20 protein-coding genes are annotated in these 21,470 nt (G+C 66.3%); 5 read left to right on the forward strand and 15 right to left on the reverse strand.

Annotated elements, in window-relative coordinates; all coding sequences use genetic code 11:
* Position 1: 1 nt before the first annotated feature.
* The 3 genes from trpD (at position 2) to lexA (ending at position 2,647) form a co-directional block, all read left to right on the forward strand.
* A complete protein-coding gene (gene trpD, locus A4249_RS06170) occupies positions 2-1,039 on the forward strand; it encodes an anthranilate phosphoribosyltransferase (protein ID WP_066551599.1) in 1,038 nt (345 codons plus the stop codon).
* Entirely contained in the window at positions 1,036-1,830 is a 795-nt protein-coding gene (gene trpC / locus A4249_RS06175) for an indole-3-glycerol phosphate synthase TrpC (RefSeq protein WP_066551600.1), read from the forward strand. The genes trpD and trpC overlap by 4 nt, the downstream gene beginning before the upstream one ends.
* 118 nt (positions 1,831-1,948) lie before the next feature.
* Positions 1,949-2,647, forward strand: a complete 699-nt coding sequence (gene lexA / locus A4249_RS06180; protein WP_066551601.1) for a transcriptional repressor LexA — start codon at positions 1,949-1,951, stop codon at positions 2,645-2,647.
* Here lexA and A4249_RS06185 read toward each other — a convergent pair.
* Positions 2,628-4,745 carry a ComEC/Rec2 family competence protein gene (locus tag A4249_RS06185; protein WP_082854084.1) on the reverse strand — a complete coding sequence of 706 codons (2,118 nt, stop codon included), beginning with the start codon at positions 4,743-4,745 and terminating at the stop codon, positions 2,628-2,630. The genes lexA and A4249_RS06185 overlap by 20 nt on opposite strands.
* Before the next feature lie 67 nt (positions 4,746-4,812).
* Between A4249_RS06185 and gltX the strand changes: the two genes are divergently transcribed.
* Positions 4,813-6,228, forward strand: coding sequence for a glutamate--tRNA ligase (gene gltX, locus A4249_RS06190; RefSeq protein ID WP_066551603.1), 1,416 nt, complete (start codon positions 4,813-4,815; stop codon positions 6,226-6,228).
* Positions 6,229-6,294: 66 nt separating this feature from the next.
* Entirely contained in the window at positions 6,295-7,596 is a 1,302-nt protein-coding gene (gltA, locus tag A4249_RS06195) for a citrate synthase (protein WP_045811199.1), read from the forward strand.
* A gap of 56 nt (positions 7,597-7,652) precedes the next feature.
* Here gltA and A4249_RS06200 read toward each other — a convergent pair whose 3' ends face one another.
* The 14 genes from A4249_RS06200 to pyrH form a co-directional block, all read right to left on the reverse strand.
* The gene (locus A4249_RS06200) at positions 7,653-8,522 is read right to left on the reverse strand and encodes an FUSC family protein (RefSeq protein ID WP_066551604.1); all 870 of its coding nucleotides are present in this window, start codon (positions 8,520-8,522) and stop codon (positions 7,653-7,655) included.
* A 125-nt stretch (positions 8,523-8,647) separates the two neighbouring features.
* Positions 8,648-9,817, reverse strand: coding sequence for a lipid-A-disaccharide synthase (gene lpxB / locus A4249_RS06205; protein ID WP_066551605.1), 1,170 nt, complete (start codon positions 9,815-9,817; stop codon positions 8,648-8,650).
* Positions 9,814-10,653 (reverse strand): UDP-2,3-diacylglucosamine diphosphatase, encoded by an 840-nt coding sequence (gene lpxI / locus A4249_RS06210; RefSeq protein ID WP_066551606.1) that lies wholly within the window; start codon positions 10,651-10,653, stop codon positions 9,814-9,816. Before lpxI ends, lpxB begins: the two co-directional genes overlap by 4 nt.
* The gene (lpxA, locus tag A4249_RS06215) at positions 10,650-11,438 is read right to left on the reverse strand and encodes an acyl-ACP--UDP-N-acetylglucosamine O-acyltransferase (RefSeq protein ID WP_066551607.1); all 789 of its coding nucleotides are present in this window, start codon (positions 11,436-11,438) and stop codon (positions 10,650-10,652) included. The genes lpxI and lpxA overlap by 4 nt, the downstream gene beginning before the upstream one ends.
* Positions 11,438-11,932, reverse strand: a complete 495-nt coding sequence (gene fabZ / locus A4249_RS06220) for a 3-hydroxyacyl-ACP dehydratase FabZ (protein WP_055753514.1) — start codon at positions 11,930-11,932, stop codon at positions 11,438-11,440. The genes lpxA and fabZ overlap by 1 nt, the downstream gene beginning before the upstream one ends.
* Positions 11,929-12,942: a UDP-3-O-(3-hydroxymyristoyl)glucosamine N-acyltransferase gene (gene lpxD / locus A4249_RS06225; protein WP_066551608.1), complete on the reverse strand. Its 1,014-nt coding sequence runs from the start codon at positions 12,940-12,942 to the stop codon at positions 11,929-11,931. The genes fabZ and lpxD overlap by 4 nt, the downstream gene beginning before the upstream one ends.
* Positions 12,943-12,949: 7 nt before the next feature.
* Complete coding sequence (locus tag A4249_RS06230; protein WP_055753512.1) at positions 12,950-13,555, reverse strand: OmpH family outer membrane protein; 606 nt, start codon at positions 13,553-13,555, stop codon at positions 12,950-12,952.
* Positions 13,556-13,587: 32 nt separating this feature from the next.
* Positions 13,588-16,032, reverse strand: a complete 2,445-nt coding sequence (gene bamA, locus A4249_RS06235) for an outer membrane protein assembly factor BamA (protein ID WP_156494642.1) — start codon at positions 16,030-16,032, stop codon at positions 13,588-13,590.
* 29 nt (positions 16,033-16,061) lie between these two features.
* On the reverse strand, positions 16,062-17,279 hold the full coding sequence (locus A4249_RS06240; protein ID WP_066551609.1) for a M50 family metallopeptidase: 1,218 nt from the start codon (positions 17,277-17,279) through the stop codon (positions 16,062-16,064).
* 27 nt (positions 17,280-17,306) lie between these two features.
* Positions 17,307-18,503 (reverse strand): 1-deoxy-D-xylulose-5-phosphate reductoisomerase, encoded by a 1,197-nt coding sequence (gene dxr, locus A4249_RS06245; protein WP_066551610.1) that lies wholly within the window; start codon positions 18,501-18,503, stop codon positions 17,307-17,309.
* Complete coding sequence (locus A4249_RS06250; RefSeq protein WP_066551611.1) at positions 18,500-19,318, reverse strand: phosphatidate cytidylyltransferase; 819 nt, start codon at positions 19,316-19,318, stop codon at positions 18,500-18,502. The genes dxr and A4249_RS06250 overlap by 4 nt, the downstream gene beginning before the upstream one ends.
* On the reverse strand, positions 19,318-20,010 hold the full coding sequence (gene uppS / locus A4249_RS06255) for a polyprenyl diphosphate synthase (RefSeq protein ID WP_231868805.1): 693 nt from the start codon (positions 20,008-20,010) through the stop codon (positions 19,318-19,320). The genes A4249_RS06250 and uppS overlap by 1 nt, the downstream gene beginning before the upstream one ends.
* Positions 20,011-20,128: 118 nt before the next feature.
* On the reverse strand, positions 20,129-20,686 hold the full coding sequence (gene frr, locus A4249_RS06260; protein WP_055809105.1) for a ribosome recycling factor: 558 nt from the start codon (positions 20,684-20,686) through the stop codon (positions 20,129-20,131).
* A gap of 39 nt (positions 20,687-20,725) precedes the next feature.
* On the reverse strand, positions 20,726-21,460 hold the full coding sequence (pyrH, locus tag A4249_RS06265; RefSeq protein WP_045811327.1) for a UMP kinase: 735 nt from the start codon (positions 21,458-21,460) through the stop codon (positions 20,726-20,728).
* Positions 21,461-21,470: the final 10 nt, after the last annotated feature.

Consider the following 21,470-nt stretch of genomic DNA (forward strand, 5'->3'; position numbering starts at 1 on the left):
CATGGGCGACGGGTTCAAGCCGATCCTCGCCCGACTGGTCGAGGGCCATTCCCTGACGTCCCAGCAGGCGCACGACTTCTTCGCCGCCTGCCTGCGGGGCGAGCCCACGCCTTCCCAGGTCGCAGCCGCCGTCACCGCCATGCGGATGCGCGGCGAGACCGTGGACGAGATCGCCGCCTTCGCGGGCGCCATGCGTGAAGCCGCTCTGACGCTGGATCATCCCTATGAGGTGATCGACACCTGCGGCACCGGGGGCGACGGTCAGCACACCTACAATATCTCCACCGCCGCAGCCCTGGTTCTCGCCGGCGCCGGTCTGAAGGTCGCCAAGCACGGCAATCGGGCGATGTCTTCGAAATCAGGCTCTTCCGACGTCTTGTCGATCCTGGGCGTGAACCTGATGGCGTCGCAGGCGCAGCAGAAAAAGGCGCTGGATGAGGCCGGTATCTGCTTCCTGTTCGCGCCCGCCTATCACGGGGCGATGCGTCATGTCGGGCCGGTGCGAGCCGAGATCGGTTTTCGCACCGTCTTCAACCTGTTGGGACCGCTTTCGAACCCGGCGTCTGCAAGACGACAGGTCATGGGCGTCTATGATCCGCGCCTGCTGGAGCCGCTGGCCGAGGTGCTGGGCCGGCTTGGCGCCACCCGGGCCTGGACCGTTCACGGCCAAGGCCTGGACGAACTGGCGACTTCCGGCCCCACGGACGTCGCCGAATGGAAGGATGGCGCGGTTCGTCGCTTCCAGGTCACGCCCAAGGACGCCGGCCTGCCGCGGGCCTCTATCGCAGACATTCGCGGCGGCGACGCCGAAGAGAACGCCGTCGCCCTGCGCGCGCTTCTGGCCGGCGCGGCCGGACCCTACCGCGACATCGTGCTGCTGAACGCCGCCGCCGCCCTCGTGGTGTCCGATCGCGCGGCCGATCTGGCCGACGGCGCCGCGCTCGCGGCTGGCGCCATCGACGACGGTCGAGCCGCCGAGGCGCTGGATCGCCTGGCCCGCATCACCTCCACGCCGCTGGAAAGCGAAGAGCCCGCATGACCGACGTTCTGGATCGTATCGCCACCTACAAGCGCGAGGACGTCGCCGCCCGCAAGGCTGCGACCTCACAGGACGCGATCGAAGCCCTGGCCCGCGCCGCATCTGCCCCGCGCGGCTTTCGCGCCGCCTTGGAGCGCGTCGGAGAGGAAACCGGTCGTCCCGCCCTGATCGCCGAGATCAAGAAGGCCAGCCCGTCCAAGGGCCTGATCCGGCCCGATTTCGATCCGCCGGCCCTGGCCCGCGCCTATGAGGCCGGCGGTGCGGCCTGTCTGTCGGTGCTGACCGATGGCCCCAGCTTCCAGGGCGACGACGCCTATCTGGGCCAGGCCCGCGAGGCCGTCGCCCTGCCCTGCCTGCGCAAGGATTTCCTTGTCGATCCCTGGCAGGTCGCCGAAAGCCGCGCCCTGGGCGCCGATTGCATCCTGATCATCTTGGCCATGGTCGATGACCGGTTGGCCGCCGAGCTGCTTTCGGAAGCCGAACGCTTTGGCATGGACGCGCTGATCGAGACGCACGACGAGGACGAAATGGCGCGCGCCTGTGCGCTAGGCGGCGATCTGGTGGGGGTCAATAATCGCTCGCTGCGCACGTTCGAGGTCGATCTGGAAACCACGGAGCGGCTGTCGATGCTTAGCCCCGTTCGCGCTCTGCTGGTCGCCGAGAGCGGCATTTTCACGCCCGACGACGTGGCGCGCGTCTCGGCTGCCCATGCCCAGGCGATCCTGGTCGGCGAGAGCCTGATGCGGCAGGCCGATGTCGAGGCGGCGACCCGTCAGTTGCTGGCGGTCTAGGTCTGCGCGCGGCGGCAAGCCGCGCCGTTAAGTTGACATTAGCAAGGAACACTTACAGAACATCGACAAATGTTCACGGCCCGTTCCGATTCGTCGGCGGGCGCATGAGGGCCTGGCGATGCTCACGCGCAAACAGCACGAACTGCTGATGTTCATCCATGAACGCATCCAGGAGACCGGCGTCTCCCCTTCGTTCGACGAGATGAAGGAGGCGCTCGATCTGGCCTCCAAGTCCGGCATTCACCGGCTGATTACGGCGCTGGAGGAACGCGGCTTCATCCGCCGCCTCGCTCACCGCGCCCGCGCGTTGGAAGTCACGAAACTGCCCGAACAGGCGACGGCCGGCGCGCCGCGCGGTCGCGCCGGGTTCAAGCCCGACGTCATCGAGGGCGGCGGCGGTGTCCGACCTTCGGCCCCGATGGTGGCCAACGACACCCGCGAGCTGCCGCTGATGGGCAAGATCGCCGCCGGCACGCCGATCGACGCAATCGAGCATGAAACGGCGCGCTATCCGGTCCCGGAATCCATGCTGGGCTCGGGCGAGCACTACTTGCTGGAGATCGAAGGCGACTCCATGATCGAGGCCGGCATCCTGAACGGCGACATGGTGGTGATCAAATCGACCGACAACGCCGCCTCCGGTGAAATCGTGGTGGCTCTGGTCGAGGGCGAGCAGGCGACGCTGAAACGCCTCCGCAAGAAGGGCGCCTCGATCGCGTTGGAACCCGCCAACCGCAACTACGAGACCAAAATCTACGGCTCGGATCAGGTCGCGGTGCAGGGCAAGCTGGTCGGCCTCATGCGCCGCTATCACTGACGTCCGGATCGGACTGACGCGTCCAGGGGCGGTCGCCGCGAACGTCGGCCGTCCACACTGCGCGCCATCGATTCGGCTCGTCAGAGCTGACGCGCCACAACTCCACCGCCCCGCCCCGCGCAAAGTCCACGCTGTCCAAGACAAGTCGATCCTGACAGGCGCTCGGGATCGACGAGACGACGGCGCGGACGCTGACGACGGGCGCTGCGCGGCATAACGCCTCCATCTGATCTGAGCTCGGCGACTTCCGCCCCCACCAGATTGCAACGGGCCCGGCCTCATCGGCTTCCGGTCGACAGGAAAAGCGGTCGCAGACCCAGCCTGTCTCCGAGCGATCCGTCATGGCCAGCCCCCGTCGTCGCGACCAGAGATCCACCGCAAACTCACGTACGCCAGGCCGGACGACGACGGCCGCCTCATCACGGTGAAAGGCGGCGTTGGTTCCGCCATCGCCAAGCCAGAGGTCCGGCGTCGGTTCACGCGGCCAGATCAGGACGGCGGCTGCAAAGGGCAGTCCCAACCAGCGCAGGCGGCCTTGCCACAAACAGACGAACAACACGCCCAGGAACGCGACCGGCAGGACATAATTTGGTGCGCTGGCGACCGTTCTGACCGCGCCGGGCAATCCCGCCGTCCAGGCGCCGATGGCCAGCATCAGATCGACGCCCCATCCCGCGACCGCCAGGAACGGTCCCCCCAACCCCAAAGGCTCAAGCGCTGCGCCCAAGGCCAGGGCTGGCATCAGGATGAAGTCCGCCACGGGCGACGTGCCGAGATTGGCGAGCAGTCCGTACATGGCGGTGCGGTTGAAATGCTGCATAGCGAACGGTCCCGTCGCCAATCCTGCGACGACGCTGGCCGCCACAGCCGCCGTCAGCCACCCGCCCAGCCGTTGGACTGCCAGGATCGGCCAAGGCGCGGATATTTCGCGCGGGCGCTTCGGCCAAGCCTCGACCAGGGCGACCAAGGCCGCAGTCGCCGCGAACGACATCTGGAAACCCGGCGTGACGATGGCTTCAGGCTGTATGGCCAAAACGATGAAGGCCGCCACAGCCAGGCCATGCATGGTCACCGCCTGTCGATCCAGCAGGATGGCCAGAAAGGCGATGGAGGCGGTGGTGGCGGCCCGCTCGGCCGGGGGCGGCGCGCCCGACACCACCAGATAGACCCCGACCGCCGTCAGGCCCGCCAAGGCCGCGACCTTCTTGCCGTGAACCCGCAAGGCCAACCAGGGCCAGGCCGCCACGCCCAGCCGCACGGCGAAGAAGACGAAACCGCCGACGATCGCCATATGCAGCCCTGACACCGAAAGGATGTGCGCCAGGCCGGAATCGCGCATCACATCCATGTCCTCCTGACTGATCCAGGTTTCGTGGCTGGTCGTCATGGCGGCGGCGATCCCGCCGGTCCGTTGGCCGAGCCTTGCCACGATCCGCTCGGCCAATGCGAAGCGCGCGGCGTTCACCACCATTTCAAGTCGAAGTCGCCACGGCGGCGGGGCAAGCTCGGCCGTACGCGTGTCGCCCAAGGCGAACGCAACGCCTCCCATCCCCTGAAAGAAGGCGTTGCGCCCGAAATCGTAGGCCCCAGGGCTGGCCGGCGCAGGCGGCGGATTCAGAATGCCGAACAGGCGGATCGCTTCGCCGGGCCGCGGCGGGTCGCCCCGCACCGTCGCCCGCAGGCGCACCGGCGTCTGTTCGGGCGTCAGTCCGCGAATCCAGACCGGCGCGATCACGACCCGCGCTCCTTGCTGACCCGGGCTGTCGACATCGACGACCCAGGCTTCGATCACGGTCGGTTCGCTCAGGGCGGGCGCGATCGGCGCAGCGACGGCTTCGGTGCGCACCTTGGCCGCCGCCAGCCCGCCTGTAACGCAGGCCAGAATCAAGAGCAGCCAGGTCAGGCGCCGCGATCCGCCGCGCCGGCGCGCCACGACCCACAGCCCAAAGGCCAAGGCGGCGCCCAGCAACAAGGGCCACAAGACCGGCTCGGCTCGCAGCGCGAAATAGATGCCGCCGCCCGCGCCGAATGCGACCGGCGCCCATAGCCGCCATCTCAGGGTCTGGGCGGCGACCTCGGCGTCCAGCCAAGCGCGCAATCGCGCGGCGGGGGTAGGTTTTGCCGCATCGGGGCGTATAAGGGCCTCGCTTACGGACCCCTCCCCCATGACCTCACCTTCCTCGACTGTCGTCACCCGCTTCGCCCCCTCGCCGACAGGCTATCTGCATATCGGCGGGGCGAGAACCGCTTTGTTCAACTGGCTGTACGCCAAGAGACACGCTGGGCGTTTCCTGATCCGCGTTGAGGATACCGACCGCGAACGCTCGACCGATGAGGCGGTGAAGGCCATTTTTGACGGCCTGAGCTGGCTGGAGCTGTTCGCCGACGACGAGCCGGTGTTTCAATTCAGCCGAGCCGACCGCCACCGCGAGGTGGTCGATCAACTGCTCGAAACCGGCCACGCCTACCGCGACTTCAACTCGGCCGAGGAAACCGGTCGTCTGCGCGATGAGGCCAAGGCGGAGAAGCGCACTTTCGAATCGCCCTGGCGCGACCGCGAGCCGACCGTGGACGACCTGGCCCTGCCGCACGTCGTGCGCTTCCGCCGGCCAAAGGCGACGACGGTCATGGTGGCCGATGAGGTCCAGGGCGACGTGAGCTGGTCGACCGAGGACCTGGACGATCTGGTGCTGCTGCGTTCGGACGGCGCGCCGACCTATAATCTCGCCGTCGTTGTGGACGACCACGACATGGGGGTGACCCACGTCATTCGCGGCGACGACCATCTGAACAACGCCGCGCGTCAGAGCCTGATCTACGATGCGCTGGGCTGGACGCGTCCGACCTTCGCCCACATCCCCCTGATCCACGGACCGGACGGCGCCAAGCTGTCGAAGCGTCACGGCGCACAGGCGGTGCATGAATACGCCGAGATGGGCTACTTGCCCGAGGCCATGCGCAACTATCTGGCCCGCCTGGGCTGGTCGCACGGCGACGACGAACTGTTCAGCGACGCCCAGGCCATCGAATGGTTCGACCTCGCCGGCATCGGCAAGGCGCCGGCCCGCCTGGACTTCGACAAGCTGGCCCATGTCAATTCGCACTGGCTGCGCCTCGCCGACGACGAGCGGCTCGCCAAGCTGACGCTGGATGCGCACCTGCAGAAGGGCCACGCCCTCGCAGAGGCGGACGAAGCCCGGCTTCAGCGCGCCATGCCTTTCGTCAAGGATCGCGCCAAGACGATCCTCGATCTGGCCGACCAAACCGCTTTCGTACTGAAATCTCGCCCGCTGACGCTGGACGACAAGGCGAAGGCGCTATTGTCGGGTGAAACCTTGGAGCGCCTCACCCGTCTGCGCGAACGGCTGTCCCTGTTCCAATCCTGGGATGTTTTTGCGCTGGAAGCCGAGCTCAAGGCCTTTGCGGAATCCGAGGGCGTTGGGTTCGGAAAAATCGGCCCGCCGATGCGCGCAGCGCTTACCGCAGGGTCAACATCACCTGATATTGCACGAACTTTGTCGGCTCTTGGGCGCGACGAAAGTCTCGGGCGCTTGGATGATGCGCTGCAACAGACTAAGTGATCACCCACAAACCAAAAAGCGGCCGACGCCTCCCCGCGCCTGGACGTGTGATGCAAAGGGGCATTCATGACTGAACAAGCCAAACCCGCCGGCTCGGCGACCCTGTCCTTCGAGGACAAGACGATCGAGTTGCCGGTCCTTTCGGGCTCCACCGGCCCGGACGTCATCGACATCCGCAAACTCTATGCGGGAACGGGCGCCTTCACCTTCGATCCCGGCTTCACCTCGACGGCGGCCTGTGAATCGGCCCTGACCTATATCGACGGCGACGCTGGCGTGCTGCTGCACCGCGGCTATCCGATCGACCAGCTGGCGTCGAAGTCGAACTTCGTCGAGGTCTGCCACCTGCTGCTACACGGCGAACTGCCGACCGCCGCCCAGTACGAGAAGTTCGAAAACAGCATCACCACCCACACGATGCTGCACAGCCAGTTCGATCGCTTCTTCGAAGGCTTCCGCCGCGACGCCCACCCGATGGCCATCATGGTCGGCACCGTCGGCGCCCTGTCGGCCTTCTATCACGACAGCCTGGACATCCACGATCCGATCCAGCGCGACATCTCGGCCATTCGCCTGATCGCCAAGATGCCCACGATCGCGGCCCGCGCCTATAAATACCACATCGGCCAGCCGTTCGTTTCGCCGCGCAACGACCTGTCCTACGCCGAAAACTTCCTGCGCATGTGCTTCGCCGTTCCGGCCGAGGACTATCATGTCGATCCGGCCCTGGTTCGCGCCATGGACCGCATCTTCACCCTGCACGCCGACCACGAACAGAACGCCTCGACCTCGACCGTGCGTCTGGCCGGTTCGTCGGGCGCCAATCCGTTCGCCTGTATCGCCGCCGGCATCGCCTGCCTGTGGGGCCCGTCGCACGGCGGCGCCAACGAAGAAGCGCTGACGATGCTGAAGGAAATCGGCACCCCGGACAAGATCCCGGAGTTCATCCAGGGCGTGAAGGACCGCAAGTACAAGCTGATGGGCTTTGGCCACCGCGTGTACAAGAACTACGATCCGCGCGCCAAGGTCATGCAGCAGTCGGCCTATGAAGTGCTGGCCGCCACGGGCCGCGAGAACGACCCGCTGTTCCTGGTCGCCAAGGAACTGGAGAAGGTCGCCCTGTCGGACGAATACTTCACCTCGCGCAAGCTGTTCCCGAACGTCGACTTCTATTCGGGCATCACCCTGTCGGCGATGGGCTTCCCGACCACCATGTTCACCGTTCTGTTCGCCTTGGCCCGCACCGTGGGCTGGATCTCGCAGTGGCAGGAAATGATGGCCGATCCGTCCCAGAAGATCGGTCGCCCGCGTCAGCTCTACACGGGCCCGACCCAGCGCGATTACGTGCCGATCGAACAGCGCGGCTGAGACGAAAGCTGAAATGCAAAACGCCGGGGAGACATCCCCGGCGTTTTTCTTTGTCGTCAGACCAGCTTCAGATCCGCGAAACGGGCAGCCAAGTCGTCCAGATCGCGGTGCATATGCGCCACGCCGATCGCAGCAGCCCCCAGAGCCACGTCGTCGCCCTCGACGGCCATGGACAGGGCCAGGCTTTGGTCGATCGCGCCCATGGGCTGGGCGGCCCTGCCTTGAGACAGCGCCTTGAGTTGCTCCACCGCCCGCTCCGCGTCCTGCGACCAGGGATCCAACCGTGCGCCGGCGCCCTCGGCCTGGAAACCGCGCCCCAGGATGACGATGTCGCTGCGCACGCGCCAGAAGGCGCGCACAAGCGCGGCTCGATCCGCCGTCTCGCGTTGCGGGCCGGGCAGATCGATGACGTTCTTGGCGGCCTGACCCAATGCATCCAGCCGCCGCTTCAGATCGGCATGACGACGCGAAATCTCGGACGCATCCTCCGGGACGGCCTTTGAGACCAAAGCCAGCAGCACCGCCGCTTCGCCCGCCGCCTCGCGCGCCTGAAGCTTGAAGGACTGCCTGGCATGGCGCGGAAACATGGCCAGGATCGCCAGAACCCCCACGCCGCTGCCGACCAGGATTTCCATCACCCGATCCAGCGCGAGAGACGCCGGCCCCTCTGCGCCGGTCCCGCCGGCGATGACGATGGTCGCCGTCACGGGCGCGACCTTCAGCCATGGCCGCCCGGTTGCAAAGAAGGCCAGCAGCCCCGCCGAGACGGCGATGCTCAGGGCCATGCTTTCCAGGCCCGGCGGACGAAGGAAGGCGAAGACCGCCCCCGCCAGCGCCCCGGTCGCCGTGCCGATGGCCCGGTCCCGCGCAACGGTCAGGACGCCGCCACCGACGCTCGCCTGAATGACGACGATGGCGGAAATCACGCTCTAGTAAGGGTGCGGCAGGTTCAGCCAGGTCGCGAGATAGAGCGCGGCCATCGCGCCGACCGCCATCTGAAGCGCGGCGCGGACCTCGGCCGCACGTCGCGGACTGAGCGCCCGCGCCATCGTCAGCTCGCCGACTTCTCGGCGATGACCTTCAGCACCGCGTCGGCAGCCAGTTCGGATGGGTCCGGTCCTCCGCGTCCCATCAGCTCCAATGCCGCCGTCTGGCGACGCGCCTGTTCGGCCGCCAAGGCCGGGTCGGCCAGCAGCCGCCCGACCGCCGCCGTCAGAATGGCCGGGGTCGCCTCCTGCTGGATGAATTCAGGCGCGATCCGGTCGTCAGCCGCGACATTGAACAGGGTGATATGTTTGGCGGTCACGAACCGCTTCATCAGCTGATAGCTGAGCCCGTCGATCTTGTAGGCGATGACCATCGGCGCGCCCGCCAGCGCCAGTTCGGTCGACACGGTGCCGCTGGTGGCCAGGGCGACGGTCGCGGCGCGCATGGCGTCATACTTTTCGGCTTCGTCGACCAGGTGAACGCGGAAGGGCCAGGCGGCGACGCGGCCTGCAACATCGTGAGCGACGGTTCCCGCGGCGACCACGGCGACTTCCAGGCCGGGGTTCGTGGTCTTCAGTTTTCTGACCGTGGCCTCATAGACGGGGCCCATTCGGGTGATCTCGCTGGGCCGGCTGCCGGGCAGCACCAAGAGAAGCTGCGCATCGGCGGCGATCCCACGACGCGCGCGGAACGCTGCGCCGTCCGCAGCGTCGACATTCACATGGAGCGCCGATGATCCGACCACGGTGGTCGGCAGGCCCTCGCGCTCGAACCAGGGCGCATCAAAGCCATAGAGGGCAAGAAGATGATCGACGGCGCCCGCCAAGGTCTTGGCCCGGCCCGGCCGCGAGGCCCAGACCTGAGGCCCGACGTATTTGATCAGCGGCAGGTCCGGGCGCGCGGCCCGGATCGCCTTGGCCACACGGATAGTAAAGCCCCAACTGTCGATCAGCACCACGGCGTCAGGCTTTTCCTGCTCGGCCAGCGCCGCCGTCTGCTCGACGCGCCGCTTGACCTTGCCATAGGCGCGCAAACCCTCGATCCAGCCCAAGATCGACAGTTCGGCGATGTCGAACGGGCTGACCACGCCTTCGGCCGCCATCTTTGGCCCGCCGACGCCGACAAAGGCCACATCGTCTCCTAACCGCGCCTTCAACGCCTTGGCCAGACCGGCGCCCAGCGCATCGCCAGAAGCCTCCGCCGCCACCAACATGATCTTCAGCGGGCGGCTCACCGATCCTCGCCCCAGACGAACAGGCTTAGACGGTTCGCCGTCTCGACGATGGCCGCGCGATCAATCAGGATCAAACGTCCCGCCACGCCGCCGATGCCCGCCAGACCCGCTGCCGCCGCCATTTCGACGGTGCGCGGCCCGATCACGGGCATATCGACGCGCAGATCCTGGATCGGCTTGGGCGCCTTGCCGAGCGCGCCCCTCGGGCTATCAACCGCTCCACGCAAGTCGGCGGGCAGGCCAGCCACGCGGGTCAGCATGGCGTCCGTGCCTTCCTGCGCCTCAACCGCAAGGACCAGGCCGTCACAGACGACGGCGCCCTGCCCGATATCGAGTTCGCCTGATTTTTCGGCGACATGCAGCGCCTTCTTCAGATCGGCTAGCTGCTCCTCGGTCGGCGCTACGGCGCCCAGCGCGCCTGCGCCAAGCGTGTCGCCGCCCAGAATGTCGTCGGCGCCCTCGACGGCGAAGCCTTCGGTCTCGAATACCGACAGGATCTTGCGCAGCAGGGCGTCATCGCCTTTGGAAGCGGCAGCGACAATGCCCGGCAACAGAGTCGCCCCCTTGAAGTCAGGTTTCAACGTCTTGAAATCCGGCCGATTGACGATGCCCGCCAGACACACGGTCGTGCAGCGCTCGGCCTTCAACGCCTTCAGGATCGCGCCGATCTGAGCCATGCCGAACTCGGCGCCGGGCCAGCGCGCCAGATGCTCGTCAGCAAACCCCGCCAGACGGATCACGAAAACCGGCCGCCCGAGCGTATCGCAACGCGCCGCCACAGCCGCCGGCAGATCGCCGCCGCCTGCGATCAGACCCAGCTTTCCAGCCGCGCTCATTCCGCGTTGGGCAGGCACAGCGGACGCCGCCCGCCGTCGCGGATGAAGGCGATGATCTCCATGATCTCGGGGAGGTCGGCATAGCGTTCCGCCACGCCATCGATCCGACCGGCGAACTCGCCGTCGCCCTCGAACAGATCGCGATAGGCTGCAAGCAGACGCCGCACCTGATCCTTGCCGTAGCCCTTGCGCTTAAGGCCGATCAGATTCAGCCCACGCAGCCGCGCATGATTGCCCCAGGCCGAGCCATAGGGGATGACGTCGCGCGTCACCGCCGCTAGACCGCCGATGATCGCGCCCTGCCCGACGCGGCCGTTCTGGTGCACCGCGCACAGTCCACCCAGGAACACCTTGTCCCCGACTTGAGCATGACCGCCGAGAGTCGCGTTGTTGGCCATGACCACATTGTCGCCGACGACGCAGTCGTGACCGATATGGGCGCCGGTCATGAACAGATTGTTCGAACCCACGACCGTCACGCCCGTCCCCTGCGGCGTGCCTCGATTGAAGGTGCAGTGCTCGCGGATCAGGTTGTTCTCGCCGATCTCCAGCCGAACCGTCTCACCCTTGTAACCATTGTGCTGCGGGTTGCCGCCAATGACTGCGAACGGGTGGATGACCGTCCCGGCCCCGACCGTCGAGTCCTGCTGCACCACGACATGGCTGACCAGGCGCACATTGTCGCCCAGCACCACATTCGGCCCGACTGTGCACCATGGGCCGACCTCGATCCCCTCGCCCAGGGTCGCCGTTGCGTCGATCACAGCGGTAGGATGAACGGTCATCAGGCCGCCGGCCCAGGCGCTGGAGTGGGCACAGTCACGACCATCGCCATGAACTCGGCTTCGGCCGCCAGCTTGCCGTCGATGAAGGTCTCGCCCCGGAACTTGTAGGCGTCGCCCCGCGCGCGGATCACCTTGACCTCCATGCGCAGTTGGTCGCCGGGCCTCGCGGGCTTTCTGAAGCGAACCCCGTCGATCGACATGAACATGATGACCTTGTCGGCCACGGCGACGTCCAGCGTCTTGGACATCAACAGTGCGCCGGTCTGGGCCATGGCCTCCACGATCAGCACGCCGGGCATGACCGGATCGATTGGGAAGTGCCCCGGGAAGAAGGGCTCGTTGTGGGTGACGTTCTTGATGCCGACGATCGACGTCGCGGGCACGAAGTCTTCGGCCTTGTCCACCAGCAGGAAGGGATAACGGTGCGGCAGCCGCCGCATCACCTCGGCGTAATCGATCTTGCCTTCGACGGCAGTCGTGTCGCTCATCCCTATGATTCCTTTGGAGCCTTCTTCGATGAGGCCTGTTTGGCGAGCCAGACCGTCTCGCGCAAGAACTGTCGGATCGGACGCGCCGGATAACCCGACCAGGTCTCGCCGGCGGGAACATCGGCCAGCACACCGGCCCCGGCCGCGACACGCGCGCCCTCGCCGATGGTGATGTGGTCTCCGATCCCCGCCTTGCCGCCGAAGATGACATTGTCGCCCACGGTCACCGAGCCCGAGATGCCGGTATTGGCGACCAGCAGGCAGTTGCGGCCGATGACGCAGTTGTGGCCGACCATGACCAGATTATCGATCTTGGTGTTCTCGCCGATGACCGTGTCGTCATAGGCGCCGCGGTCGATGCAGGAGTTGGCGCCCACCGTCACGCCGTCCTGAAGGATGACGCGGCCCAGTTGGGGAATATCCATGACGCCCGCCGCTGTCCCCGTGGCGCCAAAACCCGCTTCGCCGATCCGGGCGCCGGCATACAGCTTCACCCGGTCGCCGATCAGCGCGAAGGCCACGCTGACGTTGGCGCCAATCACGCAATCACGACCAATCTGCACGCCAGGCGCGATGACGCTGTTGGCGCCAATGCGGGACCCTCGACCGATGCGGACGCCCTGCCCCAGGATCGCGCCGGGTTCGACCACGACGCTGTCGTCCTCGCCCGCCTCGTCGCGGGTGATCGCTTTTTCCAGAAGTATGGGCCGATGCAGCGCCAACGACGCCTTGGCCCAGGCGGCTTGAGGCGTGCGCGAGATGATGACAGCGGCGGACGACGGCGCGGCGTCCTTGGCCTCAGCCGGCACGATAACGCAGCCGGCCTGTGTCGTCGCCAGCGCGGCGGCGAACTTGCGGTCGCCTAAGAACGCGATCGCGCCCCCGTCCGCAGAGGACAAGGGCGCGACGGAGGCGATCATGCGATCCCCGCCCCGGTCGACCTCGCCGCCGATCTGCGCCGCCAGATCGGCGACGCTGAGGGGCGACAGGGTTTCGAAAAAGCGGGGATCGGGCATTGACGACTTAGTTGGCGGCGGCCGGTTGAGCCTGCGTCTGAGCCGGTACGGCCATACGGTTGAAGCTCAGGGTCGGCAGGGCCGTGTTCAGGCGCTGGATCGCCAGGTCGGTGACGTCCATGGCCGGGTTCATCATGAAGACGCTCTCGCGGTCCAGCAGCAGGCCGCAGCCCTTCTCTTGATACAGGGCGGTCAAGATCGGCGAGACAGCCTCGGTGATGGCCTGACGCTGCATGCCCAGGGTGTAGCGCAGCTCGTTTTCACGGGTGGCTTCCAGCTGTTGGGCTTCTTGCGCGCGCTGCTGCAGGGCCTGACGGCGCTGTTGCAGTTGGTCGGCCGGCAGGCTCGAACCCGAGGCTTGCAGTTGCTGCGCGTCCGACTGGATGGACGTGGCGTAAGGTTGCAGTTCGCCCTGAACTTCCTGGGCCAGCTGTTGCATGCGGGCTTCCACGGCCTGACCGGCCGACGACTGGGCCAGCAGACGCGCGTTGTAATAGACGCAGACGCCGGGGATGACCGGGCCGGGGTTGGCGGGAGCGCCGGCCTGTTGCGCCGAAGCGGCGGTGGCGATGAGCGAAGCAGCGGCGGTCGCCGCGATAATCAGAGCTTTCATGGTGTTTCCTCGTGCGGTCGAAAAAGCCGCGATTAGAACTGAGTGGAGGTCGAGAAGCGGAAGGATTCCGTCTTGTCGTAATCTTCCTTGGAAAGGACCTTGGAGATGTCGAAGCGGATCGGACCCATTGGCGACTTCCAGTGGATGCTGACGCCAGCCGATGCGCGCAGCGACAGCTCATCGGCAATATTGGTGTTCACCGTTCCGGTGGACGTCAGCTTGTAGCGGTCATCCAGCACCCCCAGCGTACCGACATCGGCGAACAGCGAGGTCTTGATGCCGTATTGCTCGGGCAGATAGTTCGGCACGGTGAGCTCGACCGTGCCGATGGCGTAGAAGTTGCCGCCCAGGGCATCGGTCGTATTCAGATCGCGCGGCCCCATACCGGCTGTCTCGAAGCCGCGGAAGCTGTTGCCGCCCTTGAAGAAGCGGTCGTTGATGCGGATCGGGTCACCGTTCCAGCCGCTGACGTAGCCGGTCGAACCCTGAACGCTGACGACCCAGGCTGGCGTGATGCCATAGTACCAGCTCGCATCAGCCTCGGTCTTCACATAGTTCACGTCGCCGCCCAAACCCGCGAGGTCCTGACGCAGCGAACCGGCCCAGCCGCGTGTCGGACGGATCGGATCGTTGGTGTAGTTGACCTGAAGCGTGTAGCCCGCCGACGAGTTGATGAAGCTGCCGATCTGGTCACACAGCGCCGAGGATCCCTGGCCCACGCCCGAGCAGAAGCCCGTCGGCACGATGATCTCGTCGGACTTCAGGAAATAGCGCGTGCTCAGCAGCATATTTCCGTTCAGCGGATAGGACAGACGCAGGCCCGCGCCGGTCGAGCGATAATCGTATGACGAGTACTGGCTCAGGTCATAGCGCGAGTGGAACAGGTCGAAGCCGGCGCGCAGGTCACGGCCGAGGAACTTCGGCTCGGTGAAGCGGAAGTCGACCTGCTGGCGCAGCGAGCCCCACTCCAGACGGGCGACCACGTTCTGGCCGCGCCCACGGAAGTTCCGCTCCGAGATGCCCAGATTGACGGTGAAGGAGTCGACGGAGCTAAAGCCCGCGCCGACGGACAGTTCGCCGGTGGGTTGCTCTTGGACATTGACGTTGATGATCGAGCGGTCCGGCGCGCTGCCACGCGTTTCCTCGACCGTCACGTCCTTGAAGAAGCCCAGGGCGCGCAGGTTGTTGCGCGAGCGCTCCATCAGGGCGCGGTTGAAGGCGTCGCCCTCGGTCAGCAGCAGTTCGCGGCGGATCACCGGGTCGATCGTGCGGGTGTTGCCGACCACATTGATGCGATCGATATAGACGCGCTGGCCCTCGGACACGTTGAAGGTCACATCGACCGTGTCCGTCTCCGGATTGGCCTTATACGTCGGATTGATCTCGACGAAGGCATACCCGGCCGATCCCGCCGCGAACGTCAGGGCGTCGACCGCCTGTTCGATCTTGTCGCTTTCGTACAGTTGGCCTTCCCGGATCGGCACGAGGGCCTTCAGGAAGTCGGCGTTCAGCCGGTCGTTCTGGGTGACGACCTTGATCTCACCGAAGTTGTACTTGTCGCCTTCGTTCAGCGTCAGCGTCAGCTGGAACGCCTGATCGTCAGGCTGCAGTTCGGCGACCGAGGACACCACGCGGAAGTCGTAATAGCCGCGGTTGGTGTAGAACTTCCGCAACTGCTCCTGATCGTATTCCAGGCGGTTGGGATCGTAGTTGTCGTTGTTGGAGAAGAATTTCCACCAGGTCGACTTCTCTGTGACCATCACGCCGCGCACGTCGCGATCCGAAAACGCCTCGTTGCCCAGCACGTTGATGGCGCTGATGCCGGTCTGCGGACCTTCATTGATCTCGAAGATCACATCGACGCGGTTCTGTTCCAGCTGGACCAGCTTGGGCGTCACAGTCGCAGAGATGCGGCCTTGCAGGCGATACAGTTCGACGATGGCGCCGACGTCCTCCTGGACCTTGGCGCGGGTATAGATGCCGCGCGGCGCCAGCGTCACTTCCTTGGTCAGCTTGTCCTTCGACAGCGCCTTGTTTCCCTCGAACACCACCTGGTTGATGATGGGGTTCTCGACGATCTGGACGATCAGGTCGCCGTTCTGGATGCCCAGTTGCACATCGGCGAACAGGCCCGTGCGCGACAGGGTGCGCACCGCGACGTCCAGCACCGAGGCGTCGACCGCGTCACCGGGACGGATCGGCAGATAGGATAGGACCGTCGTCTGGTCGATCCGCTGCGCGCCCTGAACGATGATGCGGTTGATCGTGATCGTCTGCGGCGCAGCGATCTCGACGCGCGGTTCGGCGGCGCTCGCCGGGGCCGTCTGGACCGGCGCAACAGGCGTCGTCGTTGGCGCAGTTTGGGCCGGCGCGGTCTGCGCCAGCGCGGGTGCGCCCAGACCGGCGGCGACCGCCAAAGCCAGCAGGCTGGAGCGGGCGCTCAGTCGAACGGCGGCGCGAGAGGTCATGTCATTCATTCGGGAAACCGTCGGGGGCTGGCGTCGGCTCACGAGACGAGCCCGCCGAGGAATTGGAAGATATTGAGCTTCTGTAGGTCGTTCCACGTTGCGAACAACATAAATCCCGCCAAAAGCGCAAGGCCTGCACGATAGCCCATCTCCTGGAACCGCGCCGACACAGGCTGTTTCGCCACAGCCTCATAGCCGTAGAAAAGCAGATGCCCGCCGTCGAGGACCGGAATGGGAAGCAGATTTAGAAAGCCGATTCCGATCGAAAGTATGGCGGCCAAGGTTGTCAGCGTCAGGATCAGGTTGATCGCCATGGCGCCCGGCGCTGGATTGGCTTCGACCGCAGCCGTGGTCAGCGAGCCTGTCGCCTTGGCCATGCCCAGCGGACCGCTGAACTGATCGCCCGACTCGCGGCCTGTCGCCAGACGTCCGAGGTAGGTCAGGGTCGAGCCGATGACGTCGGCCGTTTGGCGCGCTCCCTCGGCGACAGCCTCGACGGGGCCATAGCGCACGTGGCGGACATCGCCGGCCGACGAGCCCAGCCCCAGGCCGATGCGGCCGACCTTGACGCGTCCGGCGATGGGGTCGTTTTCCTCGCGACGTTCCGGCGTCGCGACCAGTTCGACAGGACGCCCGGCGCGCTCGACCGTGAAACGCACGGGATCGCCGGTCGAAAGCATGACGGTGCGGGTGACCGCGCTGCCGTCCTTGATGGCCTTGCCGTTCACCTCGGTGATCAGGTCGCCGACCTGGAATCCGGCGGCGGCGGCCGGCGATCCGGCCTGGACCTGAGCCACACGCGCAGGGCGCAGGGACACGCCGACGGCCATGAAGACGACGGCGAAGATAGTGATGGCGAGGATGAAGTTGGCGAAGGGCCCGGCCGCGACGATCAGGGCGCGCTGCCATACCGGCTTGAAGTGGAAATAATCGCGCTCGGCGCCCGGTCCACGTTCGGCGACCACGCGGCGGCGCAGTTCGTCCAATCCGGCCCGATCAGGCACGCTGGACGCATCCAGATCGCCCGAGAACTTCACATAGCCGCCCAGCGGCAGCCAGCCGAGACGCCATTCGATGCCGTGACGATCGGTGCGGCTGGCCACGGCCTTGCCGAAGCCGACCGCGAACCGATCCACCTTCACGCCAAAGGCGCGCGCGACAAGGAAGTGACCCAGTTCGTGGATGGTGACGATGAAGGTCAGCACCAGCAGGAACGAGGCGATGGAGATCAGGACCTGACCCAGGACGCCCAGCATTCGAAAATCGTCTCCCCTGGCCTGCTGTCAGGCCGCATTCGCAAGGCCGGCGATGACGCTTTCGGCCATTCGACGCGTCTCGGCGTCGACCGAGAGGGCCGCGCCGCAGGCGTCTCCAGAACCGAAAGCCATCCCCGCTTTCGTCGCACGCTCAAGGGTTTCGGCGACGACTGCGGCAATATTGAGAAACGCCAGCTTGCGGTCAAGGAAGGCGAAAGCGGCGACCTCGTTGGCGGCGTTGAACACGGCGGGCGTCGCGCCGCCCGCCTTCAGGGCCTGACGCGCCAGATCGAGAGCGGGAAAGCGCGTCAAATCGGGCGCTTCGAACGTCAGCCGCCCCAGAGCGGCCAAATCCAGCTTGGGCGCCGGCCACGCGATCCGATCCGGCCAGGCCAGGGCGCAGGCGATCGGCGTACGCATATCCGGCGGTCCCATCTGGGCCAGGGTCGAACCATCCACATATTCCACAAGGCTGTGGATGATCGATTCGGGGTGGACCACGACGTCGATCCGATCCTGCGGCATATCGAACAGATAGGCCGCCTCGATCATCTCCAGGCCCTTGTTGGCCATGGTGGCGCTGTCGACCGAAATCTTGGCGCCCATGCTCCAGTTGGGGTGGGCGACGGCCTGTTCCGGCGTAATGGCGACCATCTGATCGCGCGGCGTATTGCGAAAAGGCCCGCCCGATGCGGTCAGGATCAGCTTGGCCACCCGCTCAGGCGCTTCGGCCGGAAACACCTGGAAGATGGCGGAGTGTTCGGAATCGACGGGGATCAAGCGCCCCCCTGCCCGCTTGACCCGTTCGATCAGGGCAGGGCCGCAGCAGACCAGGCTTTCCTTGTTGGCCAGCGCCAAGGTCGCGCCCGTTCCCGCCGCCGCCCAGGCGGACTTCAGACCCGCCGCTCCGACGATGGACGCCATGATCCAGTCGGCAGGTCGCGTCGCCGCCTCAACGATGGCGGCGTCACCGGCGGCGACAGCGACGTCCGTGCCGGACAAGGCGTCGCGCAGTTCGTCCAACCGCGCAGGATCCGCCGTCACGGCCAGTGTGGGCCGCCAACGTTTGGCCTGCTCGGCCAGTTTGGCGATGTTGGATCCGCCCGTCAGGGCCTCGACCTCGAACGCCCCTGTGCCCGTCGCCTCGGCTTGAGTCATCAGGTCCAGTGTGGAGGCGCCGACCGATCCGGTCGCGCCAAGCACAGTGATGCGACGCCGGATCATGCCCCACGCTCCAGCATCAGGACGATCAGTCGGCCAGCCGCGACGACCACGACCGCGAACATCAGGCCATCGACGCGGTCCAGCAAGCCGCCGTGGCCCGGAATGGTGTTCCCCGCATCCTTGACCCCGAACCGTCGCTTCAGCGCGGATTCCCACAGGTCGCCCGCCATGGTCGCCAAGGCCGCGGCAAAGCCCAGCACTGCCCCCCAGACGACGCTCAAGGCCCCCATATTGACCCAGGCCGTCATGACGGCGCCCGCAACCGCGCCGGCCGCAACGCCGCCGATGAACCCGGACCAGGTCTTGTTCGGCGAGAAGCGCGGCCACAGCTTGGGTCCGCCGAAGGTGGATCCCGCCAGATAGGCCACGATGTCGGCCGACCAGGCGACGGCGAAGACCAGCACGGTCCAGTGCAGCCCGATCAAACTGTCGACATCGCGCAGCCAGATCAGCAGGACCGAAGGCCAGCCGAGATAGAGCACGCCATAGGCGGCATCCAGCGCCTCCTGCCCTCGGCTGCGGGCATAGACTCCGGCCGCGACCGCGCCGAACACCAGCATGATGAAGGCGACGGACATGGCCCCGAAATGGGCGCTGATCACCGCCGTCACGACGCCGAAGCTGACCGCGCCGCCCATGACGCGGCGCGCATGCGGCGCACTCATCGCCGCCCATTCGAACGCCAAGACGACGCTGGCGACGATCATCAGCGTCAGGAACCACACGCCGCCGCCCCACGTCGCAGCGACGGCGGCGGGCGCCAGCACGACGGCGGACGCAGCCCTGAGGGCGATATCCCGACCCTTGACCGCCATCAGGCCGTCGCGCGCTCAGGCGCGATCACGCGCCCGCCGAAACGGCGATCGCGCTGACCAAAGGCCGAAATCGCCTCGGCCAAGGCCTTTGGGCCGTAGTCGGGCCACAGAATGTCCTGAAAAACGAGCTCGGCGTAGGCAGCCTCCCACAACAGGAAGTTCGACAGTCGCTGCTCGCCTGACGTGCGCACGATCAGATCAAGCGGCGGCGAGCCCGCGGTCGCCAGGCCCGACGTCAGGATCGCCTCGTTGAAAGGCTCGACCGTCTCGCCCGCCAGCACCCGCTCCATATGGCGGCGCGCCGCGTCCACGAGATCCGCGCGACCTCCGTAGTTGAAAGCGACCTGTAACAGGAAGCGGTCATTATGGGCGGTCTGAGCCTCGGCCCGTTCGATGATGGCGGCGATGTCGGCCGGCAGTCCTTCGCGTCGCCCCAGAATCTTCAGCCGGACGCCGGCCTTGGTGAGGCGGGCCAGATCGCTGGCGACGTAGGACCGCACCAGCCCCATCAGGTCCGACACCTCGTCCTCAGGTCGGCTCCAGTTCTCGGTCGAGAAGCCGAACACCGTCAGGCAATCGATGCCCAGATCCGGCGCCGCCTGGATCGTGCGCTTCAGCGCCTGGACGCCCTCACGATGGCCCAGGGCCCGCGGCAGGCCGCGCGCCTTCGCCCAGCGTCCATTGCCGTCCATGATGATGGCGACGTGGCGCGGGCCGTCCTGACCCTGCTTGTCTGGGCTTTGCCCTGAAGGCGCGGCGCGGTCTGCCGTCATCTGTCGTGCGATCCCTTCCGGACCCAGCCGTTTCGCCTCAGACCTGCATGATCTCTTGTTCCTTGGTCTTCAAGGTCTCGTCGATGCGCTTGATGGCCGCGTCGGTGTCCTTCTGGACCTCGGTCTCCATCTTCTTTTGCTCGTCCTGGCTGATCTCGCCGGCCTTCTCGGCCTTCTTCAGGTCGTCGTTGGCATCGCGGCGAACGTTGCGAACCGAGATCTTCTGCTGCTCGGCGTATTTGCCGGCCAGCTTGACCAGGTCCTTGCGGCGTTCCTCGGTCAGGGGCGGTACGGGAATGCGCAGGGTCTGGCCGTCCACGATCGGGTTCAGGCCCAGATTGGCGTTGCGGATCGCCTTTTCGACGGCGACCACCATGCCCTTGTCCCAAACGCTGACGCTGATCATGCGCGGCTCGGGCACGCTGATGGCGGCGACTGCGGTCAGGGGCGAGGCCGAGCCATAGGCTTCGACCCGCACGGGCTCCAGCAGACCGGCGTTGGCGCGGCCGGTGCGCAGACCGCTGAACTCTTCCTTCAGTGCGGCGACGGAGCGATCCATGCGGTCGCGATAGGTCTTGAGGTCAGGCTTTGCCATGGTCTTGGTCTCTCTTGTCTTTCCTGGTCAGGCGAACGTTCAGGCGACGTCCTGAATGACCGTGAACGTGCCTTCGCCGGTCAGGGTCCGGCGCAGCGAATTGTCTTCCCGAATGGAGAAGACCACGATCGGTATGCCCGTGTCGCGCATCATGGCGATGGCCGAGGCGTCCATGACGCGCAAATCCTTGGCCAGCACATCCTGATAGGACAGGGTCTCGTAACGCGTCGCGTCGGGATCCTTCTTCGGGTCGGCGGTATAGACCCCGTCCACGCTGGTGCCCTTCAGCAGGGCGTCGCAACCCATTTCGGCCGCACGCAGCGCTGCGCCCGAGTCCGTGGTGAAGAACGGTGCGCCCACGCCGGCGGCGAAGATCACGACCCGGCCCTTTTCCAGATGCCGCAGAGCGCGACGGCGGATGTAGGGTTCGGCGATGGCCGCCATTGGGATGGCGCTCTGCACGCGGGTCGAGACGCCGATCTTCTCCAGCGCCGATTGCATGGCCAGGGCGTTCATGATCGTCGCCAGCATGCCCATATAATCAGCCTGGGCGCGCTCCATGCCGGCCGCCGCCTTGGACAGACCGCGGAAGATGTTGCCGCCACCGATGACCAGACAGATTTCCACGCCCTCGGCCGCGACGTCCGCGACGGCCTTGGCTACAGCATCGACCGTCTTCATATCGACGCCAAACGACTGGTCGCCCATCAGCACCTCGCCCGACACCTTCAGCAGGACGCGTTTGTAGCGGAAGGTCGAGGGGGCGTCGGGCATGCGGGAAGGT

Source organism: Brevundimonas sp. GW460-12-10-14-LB2 (genome assembly GCF_001636925.1).
Taxonomy (GTDB): Bacteria; Pseudomonadota; Alphaproteobacteria; order Caulobacterales; family Caulobacteraceae; genus Brevundimonas; species Brevundimonas vesicularis.

Excerpts from the sequence above, each read along its gene's own strand:
- trpD (WP_066551599.1), top strand. The coding sequence starts at position 2 with ATGGGCGACGGGTTCAAGCCGATCCTCGCCCGACTGGTCGAGGGCCAT.
- trpC (WP_066551600.1), top strand. The coding sequence starts at position 1,036 with ATGACCGACGTTCTGGATCGTATCGCCACCTACAAGCGCGAGGACGTC.
- lexA (WP_066551601.1), top strand. The coding sequence starts at position 1,949 with ATGCTCACGCGCAAACAGCACGAACTGCTGATGTTCATCCATGAACGC.
- gltX (WP_066551603.1), top strand. The coding sequence starts at position 4,813 with ATGACCTCACCTTCCTCGACTGTCGTCACCCGCTTCGCCCCCTCGCCG.
- gltA (WP_045811199.1), top strand. The coding sequence starts at position 6,295 with ATGACTGAACAAGCCAAACCCGCCGGCTCGGCGACCCTGTCCTTCGAG.
- lpxI (WP_066551606.1), bottom strand. The coding sequence starts at position 10,653 with ATGAGCGCGGCTGGAAAGCTGGGTCTGATCGCAGGCGGCGGCGATCTG.
- lpxA (WP_066551607.1), bottom strand. The coding sequence starts at position 11,438 with ATGACCGTTCATCCTACCGCTGTGATCGACGCAACGGCGACCCTGGGC.
- lpxD (WP_066551608.1), bottom strand. The coding sequence starts at position 12,942 with ATGCCCGATCCCCGCTTTTTCGAAACCCTGTCGCCCCTCAGCGTCGCC.
- A4249_RS06230 (WP_055753512.1), bottom strand. The coding sequence starts at position 13,555 with ATGAAAGCTCTGATTATCGCGGCGACCGCCGCTGCTTCGCTCATCGCC.
- bamA (WP_156494642.1), bottom strand. The coding sequence starts at position 16,032 with ATGAATGACATGACCTCTCGCGCCGCCGTTCGACTGAGCGCCCGCTCC.
- A4249_RS06240 (WP_066551609.1), bottom strand. The coding sequence starts at position 17,279 with ATGCTGGGCGTCCTGGGTCAGGTCCTGATCTCCATCGCCTCGTTCCTG.
- dxr (WP_066551610.1), bottom strand. The coding sequence starts at position 18,503 with ATGATCCGGCGTCGCATCACTGTGCTTGGCGCGACCGGATCGGTCGGC.
- A4249_RS06250 (WP_066551611.1), bottom strand. The coding sequence starts at position 19,318 with ATGGCGGTCAAGGGTCGGGATATCGCCCTCAGGGCTGCGTCCGCCGTC.
- uppS (WP_231868805.1), bottom strand. The coding sequence starts at position 20,010 with ATGGACGGCAATGGACGCTGGGCGAAGGCGCGCGGCCTGCCGCGGGCC.
- frr (WP_055809105.1), bottom strand. The coding sequence starts at position 20,686 with ATGGCAAAGCCTGACCTCAAGACCTATCGCGACCGCATGGATCGCTCC.
- pyrH (WP_045811327.1), bottom strand. The coding sequence starts at position 21,460 with ATGCCCGACGCCCCCTCGACCTTCCGCTACAAACGCGTCCTGCTGAAG.